This is a genomic window from Streptococcus sp. NCTC 11567 (assembly GCF_902141215.1).
Taxonomy (GTDB): Bacteria; Bacillota; Bacilli; order Lactobacillales; family Streptococcaceae; genus Streptococcus; species Streptococcus dysgalactiae.
The window spans coordinates 1544409-1567825 of sequence record NZ_LR595857.1; the positions used below are offsets into that span (position 1 = coordinate 1544409).

General features: G+C 39.1%; 18 protein-coding genes and 2 pseudogenes. 4 read left to right on the forward strand and 16 right to left on the reverse strand.

Annotation, left to right across the window (positions count from 1 at the left end):
• Nucleotides 1-44 precede the first annotated feature (44 nt).
• The 6 genes and pseudogenes from FQT67_RS07690 to FQT67_RS07715 all read right to left on the reverse strand — a co-directional run.
• Complete coding sequence (locus tag FQT67_RS07690) at nt 45-1826, reverse strand: VirD4-like conjugal transfer protein, CD1115 family (protein WP_046177031.1); 1782 nt, start codon at nt 1824-1826, stop codon at nt 45-47.
• Nucleotides 1823-2308 carry a PcfB family protein gene (locus tag FQT67_RS07695; protein ID WP_046177032.1) on the reverse strand — a complete coding sequence of 162 codons (486 nt, stop codon included), beginning with the start codon at nt 2306-2308 and terminating at the stop codon, nt 1823-1825. The genes FQT67_RS07690 and FQT67_RS07695 overlap by 4 nt, the downstream gene beginning before the upstream one ends.
• Nucleotides 2308-3345: a DUF6017 domain-containing protein gene (locus tag FQT67_RS07700; RefSeq protein WP_046177033.1), complete on the reverse strand. Its 1038-nt coding sequence runs from the start codon at nt 3343-3345 to the stop codon at nt 2308-2310. Before FQT67_RS07700 ends, FQT67_RS07695 begins: the two co-directional genes overlap by 1 nt.
• A gap of 73 nt (nt 3346-3418) precedes the next feature.
• Entirely contained in the window at nt 3419-3700 is a 282-nt protein-coding gene (locus FQT67_RS07705) for a CD1845 family protein (protein WP_046177034.1), read from the reverse strand.
• An 11-nt stretch (nt 3701-3711) separates the two neighbouring features.
• Nucleotides 3712-4560 carry a KilA-N domain-containing protein gene (locus tag FQT67_RS07710; RefSeq protein ID WP_046177035.1) on the reverse strand — a complete coding sequence of 283 codons (849 nt, stop codon included), beginning with the start codon at nt 4558-4560 and terminating at the stop codon, nt 3712-3714.
• A gap of 149 nt (nt 4561-4709) precedes the next feature.
• Nucleotides 4710-5417 (reverse strand): annotated as a pseudogene (locus FQT67_RS07715) (type I restriction-modification system subunit M); the annotation flags it as partial.
• Between the two features lie 208 nt (nt 5418-5625).
• Here FQT67_RS07715 and FQT67_RS07720 point away from each other — a divergent pair.
• The 3 genes and pseudogenes from FQT67_RS07720 (at nt 5626) to aroB (ending at nt 8652) form a co-directional block, all read left to right on the forward strand.
• Nucleotides 5626-6359 (forward strand): annotated as a pseudogene (locus FQT67_RS07720) (IS3 family transposase).
• Between the two features lie 411 nt (nt 6360-6770).
• Nucleotides 6771-7523: a bifunctional 3-deoxy-7-phosphoheptulonate synthase/chorismate mutase gene (locus FQT67_RS07725; RefSeq protein ID WP_003055978.1), complete on the forward strand. Its 753-nt coding sequence runs from the start codon at nt 6771-6773 to the stop codon at nt 7521-7523.
• A 55-nt stretch (nt 7524-7578) separates the two neighbouring features.
• Nucleotides 7579-8652: a 3-dehydroquinate synthase gene (gene aroB / locus FQT67_RS07730; protein ID WP_003055955.1), complete on the forward strand. Its 1074-nt coding sequence runs from the start codon at nt 7579-7581 to the stop codon at nt 8650-8652.
• 49 nt (nt 8653-8701) lie between these two features.
• On the opposite strand, the gene FQT67_RS07735 is transcribed toward aroB, so the two are convergent.
• Both FQT67_RS07735 and FQT67_RS07740 read right to left on the reverse strand, forming a co-directional pair.
• Entirely contained in the window at nt 8702-9037 is a 336-nt protein-coding gene (locus FQT67_RS07735; RefSeq protein ID WP_003055945.1) for a hypothetical protein, read from the reverse strand.
• A 30-nt stretch (nt 9038-9067) separates the two neighbouring features.
• Nucleotides 9068-10990: an SEC10/PgrA surface exclusion domain-containing protein gene (locus tag FQT67_RS07740; protein WP_046177036.1), complete on the reverse strand. Its 1923-nt coding sequence runs from the start codon at nt 10988-10990 to the stop codon at nt 9068-9070.
• 145 nt (nt 10991-11135) lie between these two features.
• Between FQT67_RS07740 and FQT67_RS10810 the strand changes: the two genes are divergently transcribed.
• Entirely contained in the window at nt 11136-11309 is a 174-nt protein-coding gene (locus FQT67_RS10810; protein WP_003056432.1) for a YlcI/YnfO family protein, read from the forward strand.
• Between the two features lie 46 nt (nt 11310-11355).
• Here the strand turns inward: FQT67_RS10810 and FQT67_RS07745 are convergent, their stop codons facing one another.
• The 8 genes from FQT67_RS07745 to FQT67_RS07780 all read right to left on the reverse strand — a co-directional run bounded on the left by FQT67_RS07745 (nt 11356) and on the right by FQT67_RS07780 (nt 23417).
• Nucleotides 11356-12264, reverse strand: a complete 909-nt coding sequence (locus FQT67_RS07745) for a permease (protein ID WP_046177037.1) — start codon at nt 12262-12264, stop codon at nt 11356-11358.
• A 141-nt stretch (nt 12265-12405) separates the two neighbouring features.
• A complete protein-coding gene (locus tag FQT67_RS07750; protein WP_003056426.1) occupies nt 12406-13302 on the reverse strand; it encodes a shikimate dehydrogenase in 897 nt (298 codons plus the stop codon).
• A 122-nt stretch (nt 13303-13424) separates the two neighbouring features.
• Nucleotides 13425-16835 (reverse strand): glycoside hydrolase family 2 TIM barrel-domain containing protein, encoded by a 3411-nt coding sequence (locus FQT67_RS07755; protein WP_046177038.1) that lies wholly within the window; start codon nt 16833-16835, stop codon nt 13425-13427.
• Between the two features lie 19 nt (nt 16836-16854).
• Complete coding sequence (locus tag FQT67_RS07760; protein WP_046177039.1) at nt 16855-18339, reverse strand: response regulator transcription factor; 1485 nt, start codon at nt 18337-18339, stop codon at nt 16855-16857.
• The gene (locus tag FQT67_RS07765; protein ID WP_015057952.1) at nt 18339-20063 is read right to left on the reverse strand and encodes a sensor histidine kinase; all 1725 of its coding nucleotides are present in this window, start codon (nt 20061-20063) and stop codon (nt 18339-18341) included. Before FQT67_RS07765 ends, FQT67_RS07760 begins: the two co-directional genes overlap by 1 nt.
• Nucleotides 20053-20658: a YesL family protein gene (locus FQT67_RS07770; RefSeq protein WP_046177040.1), complete on the reverse strand. Its 606-nt coding sequence runs from the start codon at nt 20656-20658 to the stop codon at nt 20053-20055. Before FQT67_RS07770 ends, FQT67_RS07765 begins: the two co-directional genes overlap by 11 nt.
• Before the next feature lie 307 nt (nt 20659-20965).
• Complete coding sequence (locus FQT67_RS07775; RefSeq protein ID WP_003058201.1) at nt 20966-22411, reverse strand: ABC transporter substrate-binding protein; 1446 nt, start codon at nt 22409-22411, stop codon at nt 20966-20968.
• A gap of 79 nt (nt 22412-22490) precedes the next feature.
• A complete protein-coding gene (locus FQT67_RS07780) occupies nt 22491-23417 on the reverse strand; it encodes a carbohydrate ABC transporter permease (RefSeq protein WP_046177041.1) in 927 nt (308 codons plus the stop codon).

The following is a 23417-nucleotide window of genomic DNA, read 5'->3' on the forward strand; positions in this document are numbered from 1 at the left end:
ATACCAAATATACCCATACCACATAAAGCTATAACAGAAAAATATTACAATCTTGTAATTACTGTATTTCCATTAAGCTTAACTTTTCCTTTTCTCTTGATATAGTCTTCAATATCAAACACATTCTTTTTATTATAGTCCTCCAAGAACTTGTAATTCTTGTGCTTTGTAATATCGAATTTATCTGATAAAAACGGTCTAACACCTCGAAGCTGAAAGATACATTTACTGCCATCCATAACTGTTATCTCGTCTTGGCTCATTAGCTCCTTCCCTGTCTTTTGATAATTCAGTCCATAGCTATTGGCATTTGATCTTGTTTCCGATGTGTTATACAGGTCTATGGTTTCTTTACCCAGTGTTTCAGATAGTTCTTTAAGTGTGGTCTTTTCCTTTCCGCCAAGAAACAGGGTACTATCACAGTTACCTACAATTGTATCTGCATTATCCTTGTAAATTGCCTTTAGCTGAGATTGTGCTTGCAATATAATACTTGCTGAAATCTCTCTACTTCGGATTGTTGCAATCAATTTCTCGAATTTGGGAATTAAGCCGATATTTGCAAACTCATCAAGCAAGCACCTTACATGAACAGGTAATCTTCCCCCGTACTCATCATCTGCCTTATCACAAAGCAAATTAAATAACTGTGAGTACATGATGGATACAACAAAGTTAAACGTATCATCTGTATCTGAAATAATAACAAAGAGTGCTGATTTTCTATCTCCAAGTGTATCAAGCTCAAGTTCATCTTCTTTCATCAAGTCCCTAAGCTCCTTAATATCAAAGGGAGCAAGCCTTGCACCACATGAAATAAGAATAGACTTAGCTGTTTTTCCAGCAGCAAGTTTGTATTTTTTATATTGCTTTACTGCAAAATGTGTAGGCTCTTTCTTTTCCAGTGCTTCAAATAGCCTATCAATAGGATTCATATAGGTTTCATCATCTTCCCTGACTTCTGAAGCGTCTATCATATCCAGTAGTGTCGCAAAATTCTTTTCTTCTTTTGGAGCTTCATAGAAGATATATCCAATAAGAGCTGTATAGTAGAGTTTTTCGGCTTTCACCCAAAAATCCTCCCCTGCTTTTTCTCCTTCTCCTTTGGTGTTTGCAATGATTGTCTGCACCAGTTTCAAAATATCTTTTTCAGAACGAATATAGGCAAAGGGATTATATTTCATAGACTTTTTGAAGTTAATGGTATTTAAGATTTTTATCTCATATCCGTTATCTTCAAGCATCTTGCCGCACTCAAGGACTATCGTTCCTTTTGGATCGGTTACACAATAGCTACTGTGCATTTGCATTAGGTTCGGCTTTACATAAAACCTCGTTTTTCCACTTCCTGAACCACCTATAACAAGTACATTCTTATTTCTTGCATACTTTGGATTAGCAGGTCTGCCATTCATTGTTAATCGCTCAGTCTGAGTAAGTAGAATGTTGTTTTGGAACTTCTCATCCATATATGGCTCAATATCTTTTTTATTTCCCCATCGAGCTGATCCATACTCTTTTCCCTGTCTGAACTTTTTAGCGTTTTTACCTTTGGTATAGACAATAAATTTAATTAAAGCTGCTACTCCCACACCCATTAAAATATCAGTTGGATGAATACTTGGAATAAAGCTCATGGTATTAAGCTCTAATATACCTTGAAAAATTTTATCTATCACATCTCCACCAGTATAGGCTCTTACATGGTGAGAAAAGATATTTCCAACATAGAAAAATGCAAGATAGGGAATGTTCTGTTTTAGAAACTTTGCCTTATCTTGCACTTTGAATAAGCCTTTGACGTCTTTTAGTATCTTATCTATCATAGGCTTTGCTCCTTTTGTTTATTCTTGACTTTATCTTTAGACATAGAGTTCTTTGCCATCTCTTTAAATTTCTCTATGTTTTTATGAATTGACTCCTTATTTTTCTCTTTCTTCTCAATATTTGAAAGTACATTTTGAAAAGCTTTATTCATAACTTTTGTATCTTTTGCTTGGAAGAATACCGAATGTGTCCCTGTTTCCTTATCTTTCATCACTGAGAATTTAACACCATGTTTATTCAATTCTTTTTTTAGTTCTTTTAATTCGCCATCTTTAACATTGATTTCTTCAAGCTGCCCTTTCTTAACCATATCTTTGAGTTTGACCTCATTTCCCTCAGCCTTTATAAGTTTATCTAAACCACCATGTTGTTTTGATCTCTGTTGCAACTTCTTTACTTGGCTCAAGATTTCTTGATATGTTGCCTTTAAGACATTAACTTCAATATTAACTACTCTATTAGAAATTTCCTCATTTATCATCAGTAACCTCCTTCCCTCATATCATAACTAACAAGTGCTGTATAATAGGCATCCATATTGCTTGGTGCATTATATGCTGCCGTTAAAATAAATGCTCTTACATTTCTTATTTTTGATTCGTTCTCTGATAAAGCATCTACAAGATACTCCATATGCGAAGAATCTAATTCTCTAAATCGCTCTTGAACAACATATGCTGGTAATTTTGTTTGATTTATTGTAACTGTATCTTCTGCATTCAGTACCATAACATCAGCTAAAACTTTAATTATTTCATCAAATGTTTTAGCAATAATCTTATTGCCCAGCTTCATGTGTTCGTTATACCCTGTACTTTCTCTTAATTCTTCTAAACAAGATTTATATGATTTTATTTTTTTACATCCTTCCTCCATTCCGTCCCTTAAATAAAATATGTCTTTTTCATAGATGGGTAGGTGGAAGGAATTATCTGTAGAAATATATGAAGTAATCTTTGATGAATTATTTGTAGTAATCTCTGGTAATGGTTCATGCAAGTTGCCATAATGCACTGGTTGATTTTCATCAAATGCATCGGTGCTAAATACCTCATTGCATTGGTGGATTTTGCCTTCTTCCATTGGTGCATTTTGCCCTAATGCATTAGGCATAGCACTTTTACTTGCTTGTTCTAATATTTCTCGTTCTTTCTCTTGCTTTCTTTGATTTAGTTCAAGATAAAGTTCTTCTAATTTATTGTCATTTATTGTGTACCACTTCGTTTTATCTCTAGGATCTTTATTATAGTTTCCAACTAAAAGATAGCCCGCTTTTTCAAGCTTAGAAAAAGTTCGTTTAACTGTATCAACACTTAAATAATCGAAATCTTTTTCTTGCCATGCTCTTATTGAGTTATATGTCCAATACTTGCCATCATGATAATTGTTGCCAGACTTCTTATTTATTTCAATCCAGTAATTTATTTGTTGAAGCACAAGAGCTTCATTTAAGCCTAATTCTCTGGCTAACGCCTTATTTGCCAGTATAGGCTGTTCATCAAACAAATACTTACTCATACTATCGCCTCCTTTCTCTTAAATTTAGGCATAGAAAAAGACGATAGATTTATATTCCATCGTCTTAACTCCCTTATATTTCCTTTAATGTATCTTTCGCTACTTCAAGGTATGCTGTAATCCACAGTGCAATTTTAGGTAGCCCATAAGGACTGATTAAGAATGCTAGTAGCATCGCTACCATTCCAGTTGCCATTTCTTTTTGTACAAAGCAAGCTACTGCTCCTATAAATACTAGAAAAGATATTATACCTAAAATCATTCCACTAACTTTTATAATAAATTTTAGAAAAGCAATTAGTATCGACAAGAGCAATATTATTGGAAATAAGATAATTTTCAATGCCCATATCATAACACACCTCTCTACTTCTTTGACTTATCCTCTAAACTCTTAATTCCTGTATTGTTCAACTTCTCAATTGACATCAGCTGAGTTCTGGCAAGCTTTCTAAGTTCTATCATTCTTTCTTTTTGTTCCATACCTTTACCAATAAGGATTGCATTATAGCTTTCCATATTTGCTAGTACCAATAACTCATTCAGACTTGCATAGTCTCTCATATTTCCCTTTAAGTCAGGACTTTCTTCACGCCACTGTTTTGCTCTTTTATTAAATAAGGCAACATTGAGCATATCTGCTTCACTTGCGTATTTATAAGATAATTGTTCGCTAGTAAGATCTTTTAAGAGATATTCTTTGATTGCATCTGTATGGATTTTGTAGTTAATCTTAGAAATTTCTCTATTCAAATTCCAGCCTAATGATAGCTTAGAGTTTTCATCTGACTTAAGTCTTTTGTAATCCTGAATTACATACATCTTAAATTCAGCAGAAATCCATGAAGCAAATTCAAAGGCAATATCTGTATGTGCAAATGCACCACCATATCTTCCGCCTTTTGAGATAATTCCGATTGCTTCTGTTTTCTCTACCCATTTCTTAGGAGACAATGTAAAGGAATTATATCCAGCTTCCGATTTAATTCGGTCGAATTCGACCGAATTAAAATTCATGTTGTTTAAGCTTTCCCATAAACCAAGAAATTCAATAGTATCTTTTCTTCTCATCCAATTTTTGATTACATCACTTGGCTCATCGCTTTTATATCTTGCAATATCCGTTAGACTTATATAGTCGTTTTTAAAGTCTTCAGTATAAATTTGAATAGCAAAACCTTTTGCTTCAATCGTGTCTTTTTTCACCTTAGACATATGAGTTCCTCCTTTATGCTGATGTACTGTTTACAACATTTATTTTCATAATAACTGCTCTAAACAGCACACCAACTATTCATTTTTTTGATTTTAAACTTTGGTAGAAGTTCTAAAACCCTTGTATTTACTTGACTATTTGCCTGTGTCATTATTATGACACGAAACCCACATGCTGGGTCGTAAATTTTATTGATTTTGTTGGTTTCACTACGTCCAAGCATAACAATTTTGGCTAAGAGTTTGGAAACATTTTGAGGTGTGAAAAATTCACCTCCAGATTTACCTGCATTTGAGGCATAGTTGGAAATGAGATACTCGTATGCATCGCCAAAAAGGTCAATTTTATTGTCTTCAAAATTGCCAAAATTTAAACCGGCAATTCCTTCGAGAATATCAGCTAAGCGCTTATTTTTTTCAGGAACTGTATTGCCGAGACGATTACTAGTTGTATCGACATCATCAAAAAGTCCTTTAATATCATTTTCACTTTCATAACCAATGGCACTGGCTTGAATGTCATCAAAAATAGACTTTAAATCAGTATTTAAATTGTCATTGTTTCTAGCATTTTTGACAACATTGGAGAAAAGCTGACTAGGCATAATAAAATACCCTTTGGTTTTAACGGCATCATCTTTTATTTCGTCTGTAATGACAGATTCTGGAGTGTTAGCATAATCAACATTTGGATCATCAGATTCAATGAAATTTTTAAAATTTTCACTGATAAAACGGTAGAACAAGATTCCTAAAATATACTGTTTAAAATCCCATCCATCAACGGCTCCACGAACATCGTCCGCAATTTTCCATATTTTTGAATGCAATTCTTGTCTTTGTGCTTGTTCTGACATCTTAATTCTCCTTGACTCTAATAGTTCTATTATATCAGGAATTCGACTGCAAAAAAAGACAACTCTTCTTATTATTGTAATTTGTCTTTAAAATTAGTTAACCTTTGAAACCCCCATCACAACTCTAAGAAAAAGCTATATTGAATCGGTTACACTAAACTAGATAGTCTTATAAAGTATATTACACTGAAAAAACAGGAGAAAACAAATGTCTAGAAAAATTCGCCGTACCTTCACCGATGATTTTAAGCAACAAATTGTTGATCTTCACAATGCAGGTAGGAAACGGAGTGAGTTTATTAGTGAATATGATTTAACACTATCTACCTTTGATAAATAGATCAGACAAGCCAAAACTAAAGGCTCATTTAAGTCTATTGATAATCTAAGTGATGACCAACGAGAGTTGATTGAACTCAAGAAACGAAACAGATAACTTAAAATGCAGTTAGATATCTTAAAGCAAGCGGCAGTGATTATGTCACAAAAAGGGAAGTAATCACTGCTAACAATAAGAAATCCAAGATGTCAGCTGTTCGTATTGGTAGGCGATGGGCTTACATTTGTCCTGTTATAGACCTTTTTAATCATGAAATAATGGGACTATTGGTTGGCTGAAATAAGACAGCAGTTTTAGTTAAACAAGCCATACAGAGCGTCTCTTATGTCCTGACCAAGGTCAATCTATTTCACTCTGATTGTAGAAAAGAGTTTGATAATCAGTTAATTGGTGAGATATTGGAATCCTTTGGGACTACCCGTTCGTTTAATCAGGCTGGCTGTCCTTATGATAATACCATAGCTGAAAATACCTATCGTACTTTCAAAATTGAATTTATTTATCAAGAAGCCTTTCAATTGCTAGAAGAACTAACGCTTCAGACCAAAGATTATGTCCATTGGTGGAATCATCACCGTATTCATGCTAGTCTAAATTACTAGACCCCTATGGCTAAACGAGTCATCAATTGAGAAAAGCACTTTATAAAAATTGTTCAGAAAAGTGTTGCCTTTTCACAACGGTGATTCCTAAGCCTAAATAAAGGGCATTTAACACTAGTCGTAACATCCACGTGATATCAGTCATAACTTTTCCTCCTAAAATGGTTCATGATAGCATTTGTTTTAACAAATCCTCCAAGAGTCATGACAAGCTCTCAAACCCCAGTCGTTACTTGCTATTTCACCTTGTTTATGGTATCATTTCACAGGTTGTAGGTACGTATTTTGAACATAAAGAGCCTTCTATGAATCAGCTCATAACTTGTTTACCTCACTTCTTAGTTAGACATTAACCCAAAGCAGTTTGCTATGGCTATAAATCACATTAGTATTAGTAAAGGAATCAACTGAATGAAAGACATCATGTCAGATTTTCGGAATCAGGGATGCTCAAAGAGAAACTTTATCGTAGGACCCTGCTCCATTGAATCTTATGATCACATTAGATTGGCAGCTTCAAGCGCCAAAAAATTAGGATACACCTATTTTAGAGGAGGTGCTTATAAACCGAGAACCTCACCTACTTCTTTCCAAGGGTTAGGCCTCGAAGGGATTAAATATTTACATGACGTTTGTCAGGAATTTGATTTAGTCTCTGTCAGCGAGATCATGTCTGACAGTCAGTTAGAAGAAGCCTATGATTACTTGGATGTGATTCAAGTTGGCGCTCGAAACATGCAGAACTTTGAGTTTTTAAAAACGTTAGCTCATGTTGATAAACCAATCCTGTTTAAACGTGGTTTGATGGCTACCATTGAGGAATTTATGGGCGCGCTCTCCTATCTTCAAGAAGCAGGAAAAACAAATATCATTTTGTGTGAACGTGGTATCCGTGGTTACGATGTGGAAACCCGAAACATGCTTGATATTATGGCTGTGCCTATTATTCAGCAAAAAACTGATTTGCCCATTATCGTGGATGTGTCTCACTCGACAGGTAGACGTGACCTTCTCTTACCTGCTGCTAAAGTCGCCAAGGCTGTTGGAGCTAATGGCATTATGATGGAAGTCCATCCTGACCCTGATCACGCCTTGTCAGATGCTGCGCAGCAAATTAATTACGACCAATTAGACCAACTTGGGCGTGATCTCTGGCAAGATTAGGCCATAAGCTGCGCTCTATTGTTACTGTTGGTTAGCAACAAGGAAAGGAATGATTATGCCACAAACACTTCATGTCCATTCTCGGGTTAAGGACTATAATATCCTATTTACCGATGATGTCTTAACTACCTTGGGTGATTGCCTTGGTGAGCGCAAACAACGCAAACTGTTGTTCCTCACTGACCAAACCGTCTATGACTTGTATCACCCCCTCTTCCAAGACCTATGTCATCGCTATACCGCCTTTGTTCACGTTTGTTCGCCAGGTGGTCAATCCAAATCCCTGGACCGCACCAGTGCTATCTATGAACAACTCATCACTGAGAACTTTTCAAAAAAAGACATGATTATCACAGTTGGTGGCGGCGTTATTGGAGATCTGGGAGGCTTTGTTGCGGCTACTTTTTACCGTGGTATTCCCTATATTCAAATCCCAACCACCTTGCTAAGCCAAGTAGACAGTAGCATCGGTGGCAAGGTTGGTGTTCACTTTAAAGGGTTGACCAATATGATTGGGAGTATCTACCCTCCTGAATCCATTATCATTTCAACTCGTTTTTTAGAGACCTTGCCTCAGCGAGAATTCTCCTGCGGCATCAGTGAAATGCTGAAAATTGGCTTCATTCATGATAGACCGCTTTTTCAGCAGTTGCTTGCTAGTCCAAAAATAGGCCCTTATCCGGGACTTGAAGACCTCATTTGTCAATCGATTGCCAACAAAAAACGCATTGTTGAACAGGACGAGTTTGAAAATGGCTTGCGCATGTCCTTAAATTTTGGGCATACCCTTGGCCATGCTATTGAATCGCTCTGCCACCATGATTTTTACCATCATGGTGAAGCCATCGCCATTGGTATGGTAGTGGATGCCAAATTAGCTGTTTTAAAAGGACACTTATCTCAAGAAGACTTGGATAGTCTCCTTCAAGCCTTTGAACGTTACCAGTTACCAACCAGTCTCGAGAAAAATGAGGTATCCGCTCAAGCTCTCTTTGACGTTTTTAAAACTGACAAGAAAAATTCTGACCAGCATATTCTCTTTATATTGCCCACAGAAACAGGTTTTACCACCTTAGCCATTGCCAAGGATGACCAAGCATTTGTTAAGACTTTAGAAGATTTGCTTTAAGATATTAAAAGAACCTTCACAGCCAATTGTCTGTGAAGGTTCTTTTGAGTTATTTTTCTTTTCGATAGAGACCTGAAAATTCTTTGGTAGTAATATTGAGATCGCCAGATTCTGTCACTTCATAGGTGGCAGTTTCTTCGACTTCTTTTCCGAACACCGTACCTTTAAAGGCAATTGTCTTATCTTTTTCATTAATCGTGCCATCAAAGGTGTAAGTCCCAAATAAACTTTCAACGGTTAGGTTGGCTGACTTATTATCGATAACTACTAAGGTTGATTTAGTACCCTCGGTTTTGTTAATATAAGTCCCTTTTAATGACTTGCTACAAGCCACTAAACAGAGTGTCGCTAGAAACACAATGACTACGGATAGTACTTTTTTCATTGATTAAACCTTTCCCCTCGCTCTCAAGTATTAGTAGTGTTTTCTCATGTAAGAGCCTACCAATGGGAGTGATCCTATTAAAAGCATGAAAGCGCCCAAGACCGTTACGGAGTTTGTTACTTCTCCTGTTTTTGGAAGCAAGGCTTGATAAGCTGTCGCTTTTGGACCTGTAGCCATGACCCGGTTGGTCACTTTTTGGACAGGCTGCATCTCGCGAGATACTGCTTGATTACCTTTATCAGCTACGACTTTTTTACCAGACACGTCCGATTTAGAAATGTTATCCATTTTTGATGGAATAGAAGCCTCTGGTTTTGCAGAGTTGTTTGGCGTCATAGGTGTAGACGGTGCTTCTTCTGGTACTGCTGGCACCTGAGGAATAGCTGGTGTGAGTTTCTCTGGTTGAACAGGTTTACTTGGAGTTTCAACGTGTGCTTCTGGATTAGCAGGAACTGTTGCAAGAGCAGCTTTTAAATTATTTAATTTAGCAGTTGCGCTATCGAGAGCGGCTTGCATATCTGCAAGGTTGCGAGCTGTTTGTGCTTTACGTTCTACCGCAGAAGTGACAAGTGCTGACAGATCACCAGATTGAACGTTACCCAATTGTGCTTGTTGTTCTTTTAATTGAACAACTTTGTTAGTTAATTCAGCCACATGAGATTTAGCAGCTTGAAGTTTTGATTGTTGGGTAGCGAGTGCTTGAGCTTTATTAGCTGCAAGGGTACGTGCGGATTCTAATTGTTTTAAAACTTCTTTGGCTTTTGGATTAACTTCTCCCTGGTAAGGATTAAGAAGTTTGGTTGTGTCAAATTTATTAGCATCTTGAATGCGAGATTTTGGTACTTGTAAAACATGTACGGTTACAACGTCACCAACTCGAGAAATAGAAATACCTAAGTATTCCCCTGAAAGACCAGTACCAACTAGAGATTCTGTGTGTTTCCAGTTAGAATTCACATCTTTAGAAATCATACCACCAATAACTTCAAAAATGCTACGTTTTAAATCTTCCATGGTAAATGTACGATTTATAAAGGTAGATGACCGTGACATGCCGGCATCCTCATATGCATTCTCATTGGAAACTGCTTTAAGTCCATTATCAGCCGCGGCTCTATTAATAGCTTTAACATCATGAGCATCTTTAACGGTATCCCAATTATCATTACGATAGTTTTGAGCGACATCTTTGGCAAATTGTACAGCACCTTTAGTAACAAATGTATTACCAACCGTTAGGTTAACACCTGCTTTTTGAGCTTGATCACGAACTTGGTTAATTAAAGATGATGCATAATTAGACAAATCAGTCAATTGATCATCGGTTAAGTTATCAATATCAACAGTTTGCTCGTCACCAGGATTTGTAACGAATGTAAAGTTATTATCACCACCCATCATGTTAAGGTCTTCTGAATAATCGGGGTTGGTATTTTTAGTTCCTAAGGCTTCTGCAAAATCTTTATCTAATTCAACAGTGCTTGGTTGTTTTGTTTCGGTTGATGTTTTAGCAGCTTCGTTTTCAGCTACTTTAAGTGCATCTTGGGCTTGTTGGTTTTCAGCGTGTGCTTTTTCAACGTCTTTAGTTTCAGTTGCAACATCTTCGTTAGCAACTTTAACATCATTTTCAGCAGTTGCCATTTGGTTAGCAACTTCGGCTTTTTGAGCGTCTACATTACTTGCAGAGGCTTCATTAGCTTTGGCTTGTTCAACCGCCTGTGCTGCTGCTTCATCATTCTTTTTAGCTGTTTGAACTTTTTTAGTAAGTTCCGTTACCACTTTTTCTTGATTTTGAACCTGTTGCTCTAATGATTGACGATCTGTCCCCATAGCCACCGTTTGAGGGGAACTAGGTTTTTCAACCGTTTCTGACTGAGCTTGTACTGTCGTGCTAAGAACAGCTGTCAATAAAGCAGCAGATGTCAACATGACTTTGGTATGTTTTGATGTCATAACTCTCTCCTTTTTCCTTTTGGAACATCGTTTTATGTTCATTGTAGCAAAAAACAAGATGAAAAACAATACAATTTGTAATACAATTAAAATAATTTACTTTCTGCCAATTTTGTCTTACAATAAAGCTAGATAGGAGACAAAAATGGCATTTCAACTCAAATCAGATAAAAAAGAATCCGAAATTAAAACCATTCGTTTTCCCTCATCTCTCGTTGAAGATATTGAAAAAGCGATGGTGAATAAAGACGTTACTTTTTCAAGTTTTGTCCTTCAAGCCTGTCAATACGCATTAGACAATATAGATAAGGATAACTGAATATCATAAAAGCACCAAGTGATTGGTGCTTTTATGATGAGTTTATTTAGCTAACAAAGAGAATGAGAACAGTCATCAAGATGATGCTGATGACAATACTAAGGGAATTAACTGGTGCTGGTAGAGCACTCTCGCTACCTAGTTCTCTGGCATAAAGAGGCGTGACAACTGAAATCGGAGCTATCAGGCAAATAGTCAACATTTTTTTGATGACCAGATCAATAGGTAATTGAGAAAGACAGACCAGCATGAGAAAACTAGCAAAGAGGCGGAGCCCTATCAACTGTCCTAATTCTTTCAAGTCTTGTCTGGATAATCTAAAATCAACCATGAGTCCAAGTGTCAGCATGGCAACGAAGGGATTGGCATCTGCTCCTAGTTTGGCTAGGGTTAAGAGAGCTGTTGGAAGAGTAATATTCCACAAAGAGAGCCCAAAACACAGCAGATAGGTGCAAAAAGGAACCGATCGAAACAGTTTTTTGAAGATTGCTTTCAAGGTCACTTGTTCCCCCACTCTTGACACCAGACTGGTAATGGTGTAGTTACCACCAAATACCATTAAGGCATTGCCTGTATCAAAGAGAATGACCTGCATCAGGTAGCTAGCCGGGAAAAAAGACTGAACAAAAGGGAAAGCGAACGTTCCTATATTATATCCAACAAGTTGGATCATGTCTTGTGCTTGGGCAACGGGTTCTTTATGACGACCTCTGAGGTAACCGATACCTAGCAACAAAAGATTACCAGCTATGCCTAACCCCATGGGAATCAAGAGAATAGCACTCATGTTCAGACTTCTTGTAGACACTAGTAAAGCACAGGGAAGGGTAACGGTCATCAAAATGGTAGAAAAGCCCCTACCATGTTCAGACGTAAGAATGCCTTTTTGTTTTAACACATAAGCCAATAAAATCACTAAAATAAAGCCACTGGCCTTTACAATAATAGGTAACACGATTTTCTCCTTTATCTTTTTAGGATATCATGATGCGACTCCTCCTTAACACAGTCCTTTTTTAATCATCCCCAAACCCGCTAGTGATTATAGCCCTTGTTGACAGTCATCTTTAAGGGAATTGACAATCTTGTTGACTAGTTACGATGTTTTGCCGATGTTATCCTTAAACAGCAACGTTTTGATATCATCAACTGGCATTTCCTTACCGGTAATTAAGGCAAAGGCCTCTGCTCCTTGATAGAGAACCATCCCTAACCCATTAATGGTTTTTTGGGCACCATGCTGACGAGCAAAGGAGAGGAGCTTTGTCTCGGTCGGGTTATAGACAATATCAAAAACCACTAAATCTGGACGAATCAGCTCAGGATCTGTAATCAGACTTTTATTTTCTAAGGGTTTCATTCCCACACTTGTGGCATCAATATAAATGTGAGATTGCTTGATAGACTGATGGAAAGCTGCCTGATCTTCCAAGTCCTTCAGCGTTACCTGAGTTGTCGTTGTGTCATTAAGGGTTGTTACCAGTTCTTGAACACCATGCAGACGACTGGCTTGTCGGTTAAATAGGTGTACCTCTTTGGCACCCTCAAAGGCGAGTTGGACAGCAATAGCTTTTCCTGCGCCTCCTACACCTGCAAGGGTAATGACCTGGTCTTTCACAGATACCCCTTCTTCAGCTAAAGCCCTTATAGCTCCAGTGCCATCCGTTATATGCCCTACCAAGTAGCCTTTGCCATCCTGATTGACCACAGTGTTGACAGCCCCCACAAGTTTGGCGGCTGGAGACACCTCATCTAATAAGGGCACAATGGCTTCTTTATTTGGCATAGAGACATTGGAACCACGGATACCCAAGGCACGAATCCCTTGGACCGCATTCGCAAGTTGTTCGGTCCCCACTTCAAAAGCAAGGTAAGCATAATCCAAGCCCAGCTTCACATAAGCTTCATTGTGCATTTTGGGAGATAGGCTATGACGGATGGGAGTAGCAAGTAAAGAGACCAGCAAGGTGTGGCCCGATAGTCGTTGTGACATTTGGAATCTCACTTTCCATTTCAAACTTGTAAAGGCGTCTTCCTTTGAAAAAGACGCCTGCTTTCTATATTATACCTTATTTTTAGAAATCTATCAGTCCCCTTAACAGAGATTGACTTGATTTAGACCAAATCCCAGAGACCAATCTGAAGGCCAGCTTGCTCCAAATCACCCTTTGTTCCTGCAACCAGTTCAAGGGTAATCTCTAATTGCAAGACATCCATCACCTCTTCTAAGAAAATAACAGTTTCTTGCTCCGTCACTTGAACCTGCTGTTGTTCCAAGCAAATCTGGCTAACCGACGATTGACTAGCAGAGCGAAGACTTATGTTCAGAGTGAGAGGATGAGTGGTCCTTTGCCGTAAACTAATGGCACCAAGAGCTTGGATGGTAGCGTACTGATACCGATAAATCAGACGGTCCCGAGACGAGGCAAGCAAGGATTGTTTAGCCACCAAGCTAATATCCTGATGTCGTCTTTTTTCCTCTTGACGTGGGCTAAGCCTTGCTTCTACTGGGATGAGATGACCGTAACAGTTTGCTTGTCCTCTTATCACTACTGACTGGGTAAAAGTTTTTGTCGTAAAATCCCAAGTGATGGGGAAAGCTTTTTTCACCAAATGTCCTTGAGCATCCGTAGCCTGAAGCCATTCTGGTAAGATAATATCTTGCCCTAAATCACCATAAGCCTTATAAGGTGTGAAAGATAAGGGCCAAGCCAGAGCATGCCAATAGGTCATGACTGAAAAATGCCCTTTATCAAACCGCAACTCTTTCTCTTGAACCCTATTGTCAGTATGCATTTTACTAACGTCTGTAGTGAGCTGCTCAAAAGAAATCGTCTTTCCTATCGGGATTTCCCGAAGAGGGTATTTATCTAAAAATGTCGTCAAGAGGTATTCCTGTGAGACACGCTCAGAGACCTCTTTTTGAAATAAGGCTCGCAAATCTCCTGGACCATAGGCACTTACCTTCACTTGTCCTACTTCTCCTGTTAGAGCGAGAATAACCAATAATTTCCCACCGTAAGCTTGTCGGGATGACAAATGATACAGGGTATGGTCAACAGGATTGCCATTATCCACTGCCAGTAACTGTGCTGGTCCTTCGACTTCAATCCGAATCAACTCTTGAGCATGGCTGACCAACTCGCCTGATTTATCTAAAAGCGATAATTCCAGATAAAGCAATTCTTGTGTGGTCTCAAAAGGTGCTTCAAAGGCTTGCCACGTAAGCTGTGCCACTGCTCCATAGGTTCTGACCTGAGAACGTCCACTAGTCTTTTGAATTTGTTTCCCAGACGCATCATAGGCCACTGCTCTTAACAGACCTTTTTGATAAGGAATCCGCCAGGTCAGGTAAAGATTCTCATGAGGAGTTTCAGACGCGTCATCCCCTTGATAGAGCTGATAAGCATATCCCATTGGAGTAGTCATGGTATCAAATGCCTTCGTCCCATAATTCTTTAAACCACCCTGCTCATCTTCAAACAGAAGCTGAACACTGGTAGCATTGCTATAAACCACAACTTCTACTAACCCCTGATCGTCAAGGTAAAGACAGTCTTCTCGCCAGGCTGGCAGGAGGTGGAGGGTAGTCTGATTGTTTGCCCACTGGCTCTGGTAAAAATAATAACTGTCTTTTGGAAAGCCCGCAGTATCTAAAATACCAAAGTAAGCGTTCTTGGGAGACGGCCAAGTGTCCGCAGCACCGCTGTCAATTTTATTCCAAGGCGTTGGTTCACCTAGATAATCAAAACCCGTCCAAACGCATTCTCCTGCAACAAAATCACGGGTAATCGTATCATACCAAGCTTGACTAGCGACAGCTCCCCAATCTACTGTGGCGTGATCGTAAGAGGTCAAGCCATAGGTATCATGAACGATCTTCTTCGTCTGCTGATAATAGGAACGGCTGTTAATGGCAGATGCTGTCTCTGAACCATATATTATCCAATGGGGGTGTTGTTGGTGAAGTCGGTCATAATCGTCTCCATTGGCATAATTGAGACCTACTACTCCTTGAGGCGACTCTAATTGACTAAGCAGCTCTGCCATTTGTGTCGCCTGCTTGTTCCAATAGAAATCACTTTCCTTCAGCTTATTGTCACCAAAGGTAATGGGCCTAGAGGTATCAATCGCAGCAAGCCACTGGCAAATGGCTCTCATCACGTCAGGATAGTGGCTGACATCTGCCGAAAAACCTTCCATCAATTCATTACCGACAGACCACATCAAGACCGACGGGTCATGTTTGGCAGACCAGACCATGGCCTCTGTACTATACTGAGCCCAACTGGTTGCCTGAGAATGAACCCTTTTTAAGTGGGCAGCATTCTCCTCTCCGACGGCTTGATGAAAATAACGTGATAAATCATTGACATTGCCATTTTTAGCATAGGTCCAGGTGTCAAAGGCTTCTTCAATGACAAAAAAACCGAGTCGATTAGCCAATTGACGTAACTTTGGACTGCTGGGATTATGAGTGCTGCGAATGGTATTAGCTCCCATAGCTTTTAGTAAGGTTAACTGCCTTGCGATAGCATCTTGATAGGCACAGGCTCCTAACCCACCTTGGTCATGATGAAGACAGACCCCCTTGATTTTTGTAGCTTTGCCATTCACTAGCAGCCCCTGGTTGGCATCAAAGACAATCTGTCGAAAACCGGTTTCCCGATAAAAAACATCACACGTTTTACCCTGATGCCAAAGGGTCAATTCAAGGTCATACAAGTGAGGTTGATCAGGTGACCACAGATTAACTCTAGGCAAAGTGATGGTCGTACCATATGGTTCTATCCCATCCAAGTCCTGCAGAGACTGCTCAGCTTGTTGATAAACAAGTTGACGATTTTGACTTCCGAGCGTTTGTTCCCACAACTTCAGACTAACCTGATAGTCAGCTGGTGAAACCGGTTGACTAAGGTCAAGTTGCAAGGCAAGTGCGGCTAATCCCTGATTGATATCATCAGTTGGTGCGATTAAGCTAAGGTTGACTTGGTCGTCCTCAAAGTGAACCTTGGGAAGCACAGACAAGCTCACTTCTCGGTAAAGGCCGCTACCCGAGTACCAACGTGAACTGGGAACCTTATTGTCTACCTTGACAGCCAGAAGGTTCTCAGCTCCAAAAGTCACAGCACCAGAGATATCATAGGTAAATTCCTGATAACCATTTAAGTGTTTACCAATGAATTGTCCATTAACATAAACTTCTGTTTCCATATAGGCCCCCTCAAAAGTGAGGGTAACATGACAACCCGCTAACTCCTCATCTAACACAAGGTAATGCCGATACCACCCCACTCCACCTAATTTATAAGCACTTTCTGCTTCTCCATTTCGCGTATAGGGTTGAGCAAGGCTAAAATCATGCGGCAGATTGATACATGACCAATTGGAATCATCAAATGAAGGGTCTTGAGCCAATTGCACATCTGCCCTTAGAAAGCGCCAGCCCTTGTTAAAGGGCTGCTTTCTTCCTTCTTGACCAATATAGTGGTATTGGTATGCCTGCTCCTTGCTATCTGGTGTCATATCAGTCTCCTGCTCCTCGTTACTGTTCGCCCTTAATGGCCTGGTAGTTATCTTTGTAACGGTCTCTGAACTCTTTTGGCGACAAGCCATTTAGTTTCTTAAACATTTTAATAAAATAATGGTTCGTATTGTACCCTGTTTTGTAGGCAATTTCATTGATGGATTGGTTGGTGTAAAGCAATAATTGCTGAGCTTTTTGAATGCGTACCTGGTTTAAATACTGGGCAAAACTACGTTCCGTTTCGTTTTTAAAACATTGCCCCAAATAAACCCCATTAACATGCAACCGATCAGCAATAGCCTTAAGGGTTAATTCCTGATGATATTCTTGACGGATACAGTCAATGGTTTCACTGACCAAATCAGAATACCGTTTTTCAGGTGCACGACTTTTATTGGTCAAGTTCAAGACTTTTTGCAATTCGCTTAAGATTCGGTCAATCGATTGGCTCTCATGGATGGTTTTCACCATGGACAAGTAAGTCATCTTGTCTAAAATAGGAAATTGACGATAAATGTCAGAGAACAACAAGAACGACACATGCTTCACATCCTCTGGTGAGAAGTTCAAGGCCTTCATTTCATGAAAAATGGCTTCTAATTTGGCCAAGATGGTTGGCTCATCACCAATCATTAATGCTTTGTTAAAGGCAAAAAATTGCAACCGAGATTCTGGCATCGCAAGCTTACTGTTGCCTTTGTCAGTTGGTTGTGACATTTGGCTATTGTAAAAAAGACTCTGGCGCACCTGATTGTAGCTCTCATAAACATTTTCCCAGTCATCAACCGTTTCTCCTAAGATGATTTGTTGGATGTCCTCTGAAAATTGCTTTTGTAGATTACTGGTAAAGGCTTTGGCTTGCTGGGCTCTCCCAAGTAAAATCGCCAAGTAAATCTTCTTGTCTTCTTCTTTCTTGAGGTAGCAGGGTTGTTCTTCTTGCTTAAAATAAGCCTCTATACCTTCTATCCACTCGGAACACTCCACATACAGCACCGTAAATCCTGTTAGGGCATGCTCGGGGAGATCCTGGCTAAGTTGATGAAATTCTTTTTCACTAAGTTCATCTGTTAACCACAGCGTCAGAAGGCTGTCATGATAGGTTTCTTGCCGGATTGATTCAGCCTGCTGGGCATCCAACCAGTCTTTAAATTGTTTCATTTTAGCCTGCAATTCTGCCTTATCCACAGGTTTTAGCAAATACCCCTTGGTTTCTAATTCCATAGCCTTTTGCACATAGGAGAATTCTTGATAACCAGATAAAATCAAGGTTTGTAGCTGAGGATGATTAGTTTTAGCTGCTTCTATTAAATCCAACCCTGTCATCCCAGGCATGTTGACATCTGAAATCATGACATCGACTGGGTACTGAGCCAAATAGGCTAAGGCTTCCTGGCCTGATCTTGCTGTTGAAACGACGTCAAAACCAAGAGCCTGCCAATCAATAATCATGGTTAATCCTTGTAGAATCATGTATTCATCGTCAACTAATAATACCTTATACATTAAACATCCTTTCTAATCCTAATTTGAATGATAAAACCACCTTCTGGTGCTTGCGCCATGGTCCAAGTGACCCTATCTCGAAAATGATGAAAGAGACGGAGGTAAACATTTTGCAACCCAATTGAGCTATTGCCTGTTGTTTGTTGCTCTTGAAGTCTTTTTTCCATGTCTGTTAAGCGCTCTTGACTAATACCACGCCCATTATCAAGTACCTGAATCAAAAGATGATCCGTCTCATCTAATGCCTTGATACTCAATGCATTGTCATGGCGACTATAATCAATCCCATGCACAAAATAATTTTCAACGAGAGGTTGAATGACAAATTTAGGAATGGCTAAATCAGCAATACTCTCATCAATTTTAACGTGATAAGCGAAGCTATCTGGATACCGCATTTGATAAAGGTAAATGTACTTTTCACAAAAAGCCAGTTCTTCTTTTAAGGTGGTCATCTTATCTTGGCTAATATTGTTGCGAAGCAGACTCGCAAAGGCATAAATGACATCTGCTAATTCTTCTTGTTGACAACTAAGGGCGTACATCCGAATATACTCTAACGTGTTGTATAAAAAATGAGGGTTGATTTGAGACTGCAGTGCTCTCATTTGAGCATCTCGTTGCTCTACCTCTAACACATAAACTTCGTCAATATAAGCTTTAATGCTGGCCAACATCTGGTTAATGGCTTCTGAGATATGATACAATTCCAATTCCATATGGCTGTTGTCGATAGTTAAAGATAGATCTCCTGCTGCCACCATTTCAACGGTATCCGTAATTTCAGAAACTTGTTTAATGTAATTACGAAAAACTCTAAAAAGAAGTTGAAGCAAAATCCAGGCCAATAACAGACAACAAATACCATACGAAAAGAGCGTCCTGACAGCTTCTTGGAAAAGGTAGGATTTTTTAATGGCAACATAGGCTAGTAAATCACCTGAACGGTTGTATTGAATCTTGTAAGACCTTTTGAGATGGCTTAGATCACTTGCCTGATCAGACTTGATAGCCTGTTTCACATCTGCTTCCAGATGGGGGAAATCTTTTCCTCCTTGATGAAATAATTTACGGCCATAGTAATCAAAGGCAAAGGTTGCCAAGTACTTAGTCTGTTTCTCTTGAACCAGACCGATTGGCTTATCAAAGGTAAGGTAAAGGCGGCCTGTCACATCCCCTGATTCTGGATTTCGAATAGAGCGAACTAAAAAATTTCCAGTCATTTTCTCAGGCTTATTATAGAGCAAGCGACCTGTCTTAATAGCCTTATCAGCGTAAAGATAGGCATTGCTATCATCTAATAGAATCGTCATGGATTCCAAATCAGGATAGAGGTCAAAAAGACGTCTCACTTCTTCTGAAAATAAAACCGTCTCCTTTCCTTTCTCCCAATCATCAAAAACCTTTGAAAAATATTGGTTTGGGGTTAGCATCATGTACTGGTAAAGGTTCCGGTAATCTTCTGCCCTCCCAACCAATTGTTCTAAGACCCGTAAGGTAATATAATTTTGTGATTGTAATGTCCCCAACGTGTCTTCCAAAAGGATCTGTGCTTCGACATCTACCTTTTTATAAGTACTGCTGATAGAGTAACTGCTCAATCCGATAGCAGCTAATAAAAAGAAGGTGACAATGAATAGGCTATATAATTTCATCAACCGATTAATCAAAAAGCCTTGTTTAAAATGCTTGGTGATGTATTCTCCAAATGCTTTAACGCTCATCAATCACTCCATCGACTTGTCTACGATTAGCCTTGGTAACAAAGTCCAAGCAAAAGACTAAAGCCCCGAAGGTTAAAAAGAGATAAAGACCTTTGTATTGCCAAGTCACCAGGGTAATTCCCAGCAAAACGCTCAGCATGAGTAAAAAGGATTTAAAACTTAAAAAGACGCTGATAAAGGCTAATTTCATGTTGTTCCAAAGGTTAATCTCATAACTCACCGCATAAAAACCCATGTAAACATAAGTCATGGTCAGCCAAACCATAGCTATTAAAATCAAGAAAGACACGGTAAACCAGAACAAGGATTGGAACTGCACTGCCCAATGCAAGTTAAAGGTCAAAAAAAGGAAAGTCAAGGCAAAAAGACCAAATCTTAGATTAGCTTCTTTGAAACAGGACTTCCAAAGCTGAATAGCCTTTTTCAAAGAATAGTGTTTTTCTTCTTGAGGTGTTTCTAAAAATAGGGTCACAATCGTCTGCCAGGCAGGCCCAACGCCAAAAATAATGAGTCCTACGAGGGTCAAGAGGTGAAAAATGAGGGTCAATTGGATCATTTTCCAGATGACAAAGCAAGCTTTTTCAATACCGTTCATGAGATTATCCTTTTCTTCTTGCTATTCTTACTAATAATGATACGTTTTTAGAATTAGTGACGTTTCTCCCAGCCAACTTGGCAGTGAAACCTTTCCTCTGATTAATGGATAGGACTCTTCTAATATAGCACAATTTAGAGACTTTGGGAAACGCTTTACTAAGCCAGGTAAGATCGCTTTTATTGGCTAATCAACCGTCTTCTTCCCCATACCTTCTACTGATGTGATGAACAGTTCTCCCCACTAATCAGAAGAAAAGGACCGAGATTTTCCCAGCCCTTAACTTATGATCAGGAAAATGGATTCCTTACTTGTCTTTAGCTACAAAGTCGTCCAACTGTTTTTGAACTTCTTTTTGCACCTTGTCCCAACCAGCACCTTTAAGGTCTGCAAGTAATTTTGGAAGAGCCTCATCAGGGTCTACTGTACCAGTGTTAATACTAGCTTTATAGCGGTTCATGACATTTGAAATATTTGACAATTCTGTTTTGATAGCTTTGGTGTCAACAGTGAAACCAAGGATTGGAGATTCTTTAGCATCCTTGATTGATTGGTCACGTTTAGCAATCATGTCGTCAGTAATGGATTCTTGAGTGTAAAGGATTTTATTGTTACCAGTATTCCAAGCACCCATGTGCATTTTTGGTTGATAGCCATCAAGCAATTTGATTTTCTTGTCGCCAGTTTTTTCCCAAGCTTTGCCTTCGACACCATAAACAAGACCATTTAACAATTCTGGATCGCTGTTAAGAAGAGAAAGTACTTCAACCGCTTTTTCTTTGTTTTTAGATACGTTTGATACTACAAAGTTTGCCATTTGTGCTTGTGATGTTGTTTTTAGCGGTTTAGTCAATGGACGAGACACGATGTCTTTGCCTGCAGCATTGGTCAAGATGGTATCGCCGTAGTCCATAGGACCTTGGGTTTCTTCACGCATGAACCATGTGTTTCCTTCAAGAGGGTAACCCTCTGTATTAGTCGCCGCATCTGTTGGAATCAAGCCTTCTTTATACCATTTGTGCATCAAACGAAGGTTGTCTTTAAAGGACTCGTCTTCGTACTGATTAATGATAGTTGGTTTGTCTTCGTCAATTTTCACAGCAAAGGGTTGGTTTTTGGTTAATGGGTAGTCATAGTCACCTGACATGCTAAAGACTTGGCCAATAGCAAAGGCTGCTGTGTTAGGTTCTTTTTCATGGAATTGTTTCAAGACTGCTTCAGCATCTGCATAGGAATTAATGTTTGAAATGTCAAGGCCATATTTGTCCACTAATTCTTTATTGAAAGAAAGCATTTGCTGAGCATAGACGTTAGCATCCACTGGAAAGGCATAGAGTTTACCATCAATGGTATTTCCTTTAATGTAAGCTGGGTCTAAGTTTTTATAAGTTTTCTTAGCATATTTCGGCATCAATTTTGTCAAGTCAGCAAAAGCACCTTTTTGAGCATTGACTACATAGTTGTTAGCGTAGGCGATATCGTAATTTTCACCAGAGGCAATGATGGTACTCATCTTATCGTCCCAGTCACCCCAACCAATGTATTGAAGGTCAACCGTTGCACCTGTTTTTTCCTTGATACGTTTATTAGCGATTGTCATCAATTCATCGAAGTTATCAGGTTTATCACCCACTTGATACATCAATAATTTGACATCACCATCCTTAGAAGCTGACTTGCTTCCGCAGGCTGCTAAACTAGATGCTGCCAAAACAGTTCCAGTTACACACAAGATTCTTTGCCACTTTTTCATAAGTGAAGCCTCCTAAAAAATGTTTTCTTTTGTTACGATAAGTTATGCAAGATTGACCTTTTTGGCCAAGTCCTAAGGGTTATTCTTTCACTCCGCCAATGGTTAGACCACCAACAAAGTATTTTTGGAAGAATGGGTAAGTCAAGGCAATCGGCAAGGTTGCAATAACCACGATAGCCATACGGACAGATTCCTTCGGCAGCGATGCTAAGCTATCCGCCATTTGAGCACTCATACCAGCATTTTGAGCCAAAGCCTGCAAATTACTTTGAATTTTCATCAGTAAGTACTGCATTGGGTAGAGGTTTTCACTTTGCACATAGAGCAAGGCATTAAACCAATCATTCCAATAAGTTAAGGCTGAAAACAAACTGATGGTTGCAATCCCAGGAACAGCTAATGGTAAGACAATTTTCATAAAAATCATCCATTCACTAGCCCCATCCATACGAGCTGATTCAATAATGCTATCTGGAACTGTCTTTTTAAAGAACGTTCTCATGACCAAGATGCCAAATGGGCCCAGAGCCATTGGTAAAATCAAGGCCCAAACCGTATCCTTCAACTGAAGGAGATTGCTGACCACCAAGTAATTGGCAACCATTCCGGGAGCAAAGAGCATAGTGATAAGCGCATAAACAGTGAAAAAGCGTCTGTATGGGAAATAAGGTCTTGAAATCGCATAAGCATAGGTTGATGTCATCGTTGTGTTAATAGAGGTTCCCACCACTGTAATAAACACGGATATCCCAAATGACCTCATGATTCTATGGGACATGGCTCCCTGAAAAATATACTGGTAAGCCTTAGTTGACCAGACATCTGGAAAAAAACTATACCCATGATTAATCAAGTAACTTTCATCTGTAAAGGAAATAATAATCACGAAGACGAAAGGAATGATACATGAAATGGCAAAGAGGGCAATGAGGATATTAAAAACAGCATTGGTTTTTTTGTCAAAGGTTCTAACGTTGACCTTTTCGACTTTTTTCTTTTTCTCCAT

Excerpts from the sequence above, each read along its gene's own strand:
- FQT67_RS07690 (WP_046177031.1), bottom strand. The coding sequence starts at position 1,826 with ATGATAGATAAGATACTAAAAGACGTCAAAGGCTTATTCAAAGTGCAA.
- FQT67_RS07695 (WP_046177032.1), bottom strand. The coding sequence starts at position 2,308 with ATGATAAATGAGGAAATTTCTAATAGAGTAGTTAATATTGAAGTTAAT.
- FQT67_RS07700 (WP_046177033.1), bottom strand. The coding sequence starts at position 3,345 with ATGAGTAAGTATTTGTTTGATGAACAGCCTATACTGGCAAATAAGGCG.
- FQT67_RS07705 (WP_046177034.1), bottom strand. The coding sequence starts at position 3,700 with ATGATATGGGCATTGAAAATTATCTTATTTCCAATAATATTGCTCTTG.
- FQT67_RS07710 (WP_046177035.1), bottom strand. The coding sequence starts at position 4,560 with ATGTCTAAGGTGAAAAAAGACACGATTGAAGCAAAAGGTTTTGCTATT.
- FQT67_RS07725 (WP_003055978.1), top strand. The coding sequence starts at position 6,771 with ATGAAAGACATCATGTCAGATTTTCGGAATCAGGGATGCTCAAAGAGA.
- aroB (WP_003055955.1), top strand. The coding sequence starts at position 7,579 with ATGCCACAAACACTTCATGTCCATTCTCGGGTTAAGGACTATAATATC.
- FQT67_RS07735 (WP_003055945.1), bottom strand. The coding sequence starts at position 9,037 with ATGAAAAAAGTACTATCCGTAGTCATTGTGTTTCTAGCGACACTCTGT.
- FQT67_RS07740 (WP_046177036.1), bottom strand. The coding sequence starts at position 10,990 with ATGACATCAAAACATACCAAAGTCATGTTGACATCTGCTGCTTTATTG.
- FQT67_RS10810 (WP_003056432.1), top strand. The coding sequence starts at position 11,136 with ATGGCATTTCAACTCAAATCAGATAAAAAAGAATCCGAAATTAAAACC.
- FQT67_RS07750 (WP_003056426.1), bottom strand. The coding sequence starts at position 13,302 with ATGTCACAACGACTATCGGGCCACACCTTGCTGGTCTCTTTACTTGCT.
- FQT67_RS07755 (WP_046177038.1), bottom strand. The coding sequence starts at position 16,835 with ATGACACCAGATAGCAAGGAGCAGGCATACCAATACCACTATATTGGT.
- FQT67_RS07760 (WP_046177039.1), bottom strand. The coding sequence starts at position 18,339 with ATGTATAAGGTATTATTAGTTGACGATGAATACATGATTCTACAAGGA.
- FQT67_RS07765 (WP_015057952.1), bottom strand. The coding sequence starts at position 20,063 with ATGAGCGTTAAAGCATTTGGAGAATACATCACCAAGCATTTTAAACAA.
- FQT67_RS07770 (WP_046177040.1), bottom strand. The coding sequence starts at position 20,658 with ATGAACGGTATTGAAAAAGCTTGCTTTGTCATCTGGAAAATGATCCAA.
- FQT67_RS07775 (WP_003058201.1), bottom strand. The coding sequence starts at position 22,411 with ATGAAAAAGTGGCAAAGAATCTTGTGTGTAACTGGAACTGTTTTGGCA.
- FQT67_RS07780 (WP_046177041.1), bottom strand. The coding sequence starts at position 23,417 with ATGGAGAAAAAGAAAAAAGTCGAAAAGGTCAACGTTAGAACCTTTGAC.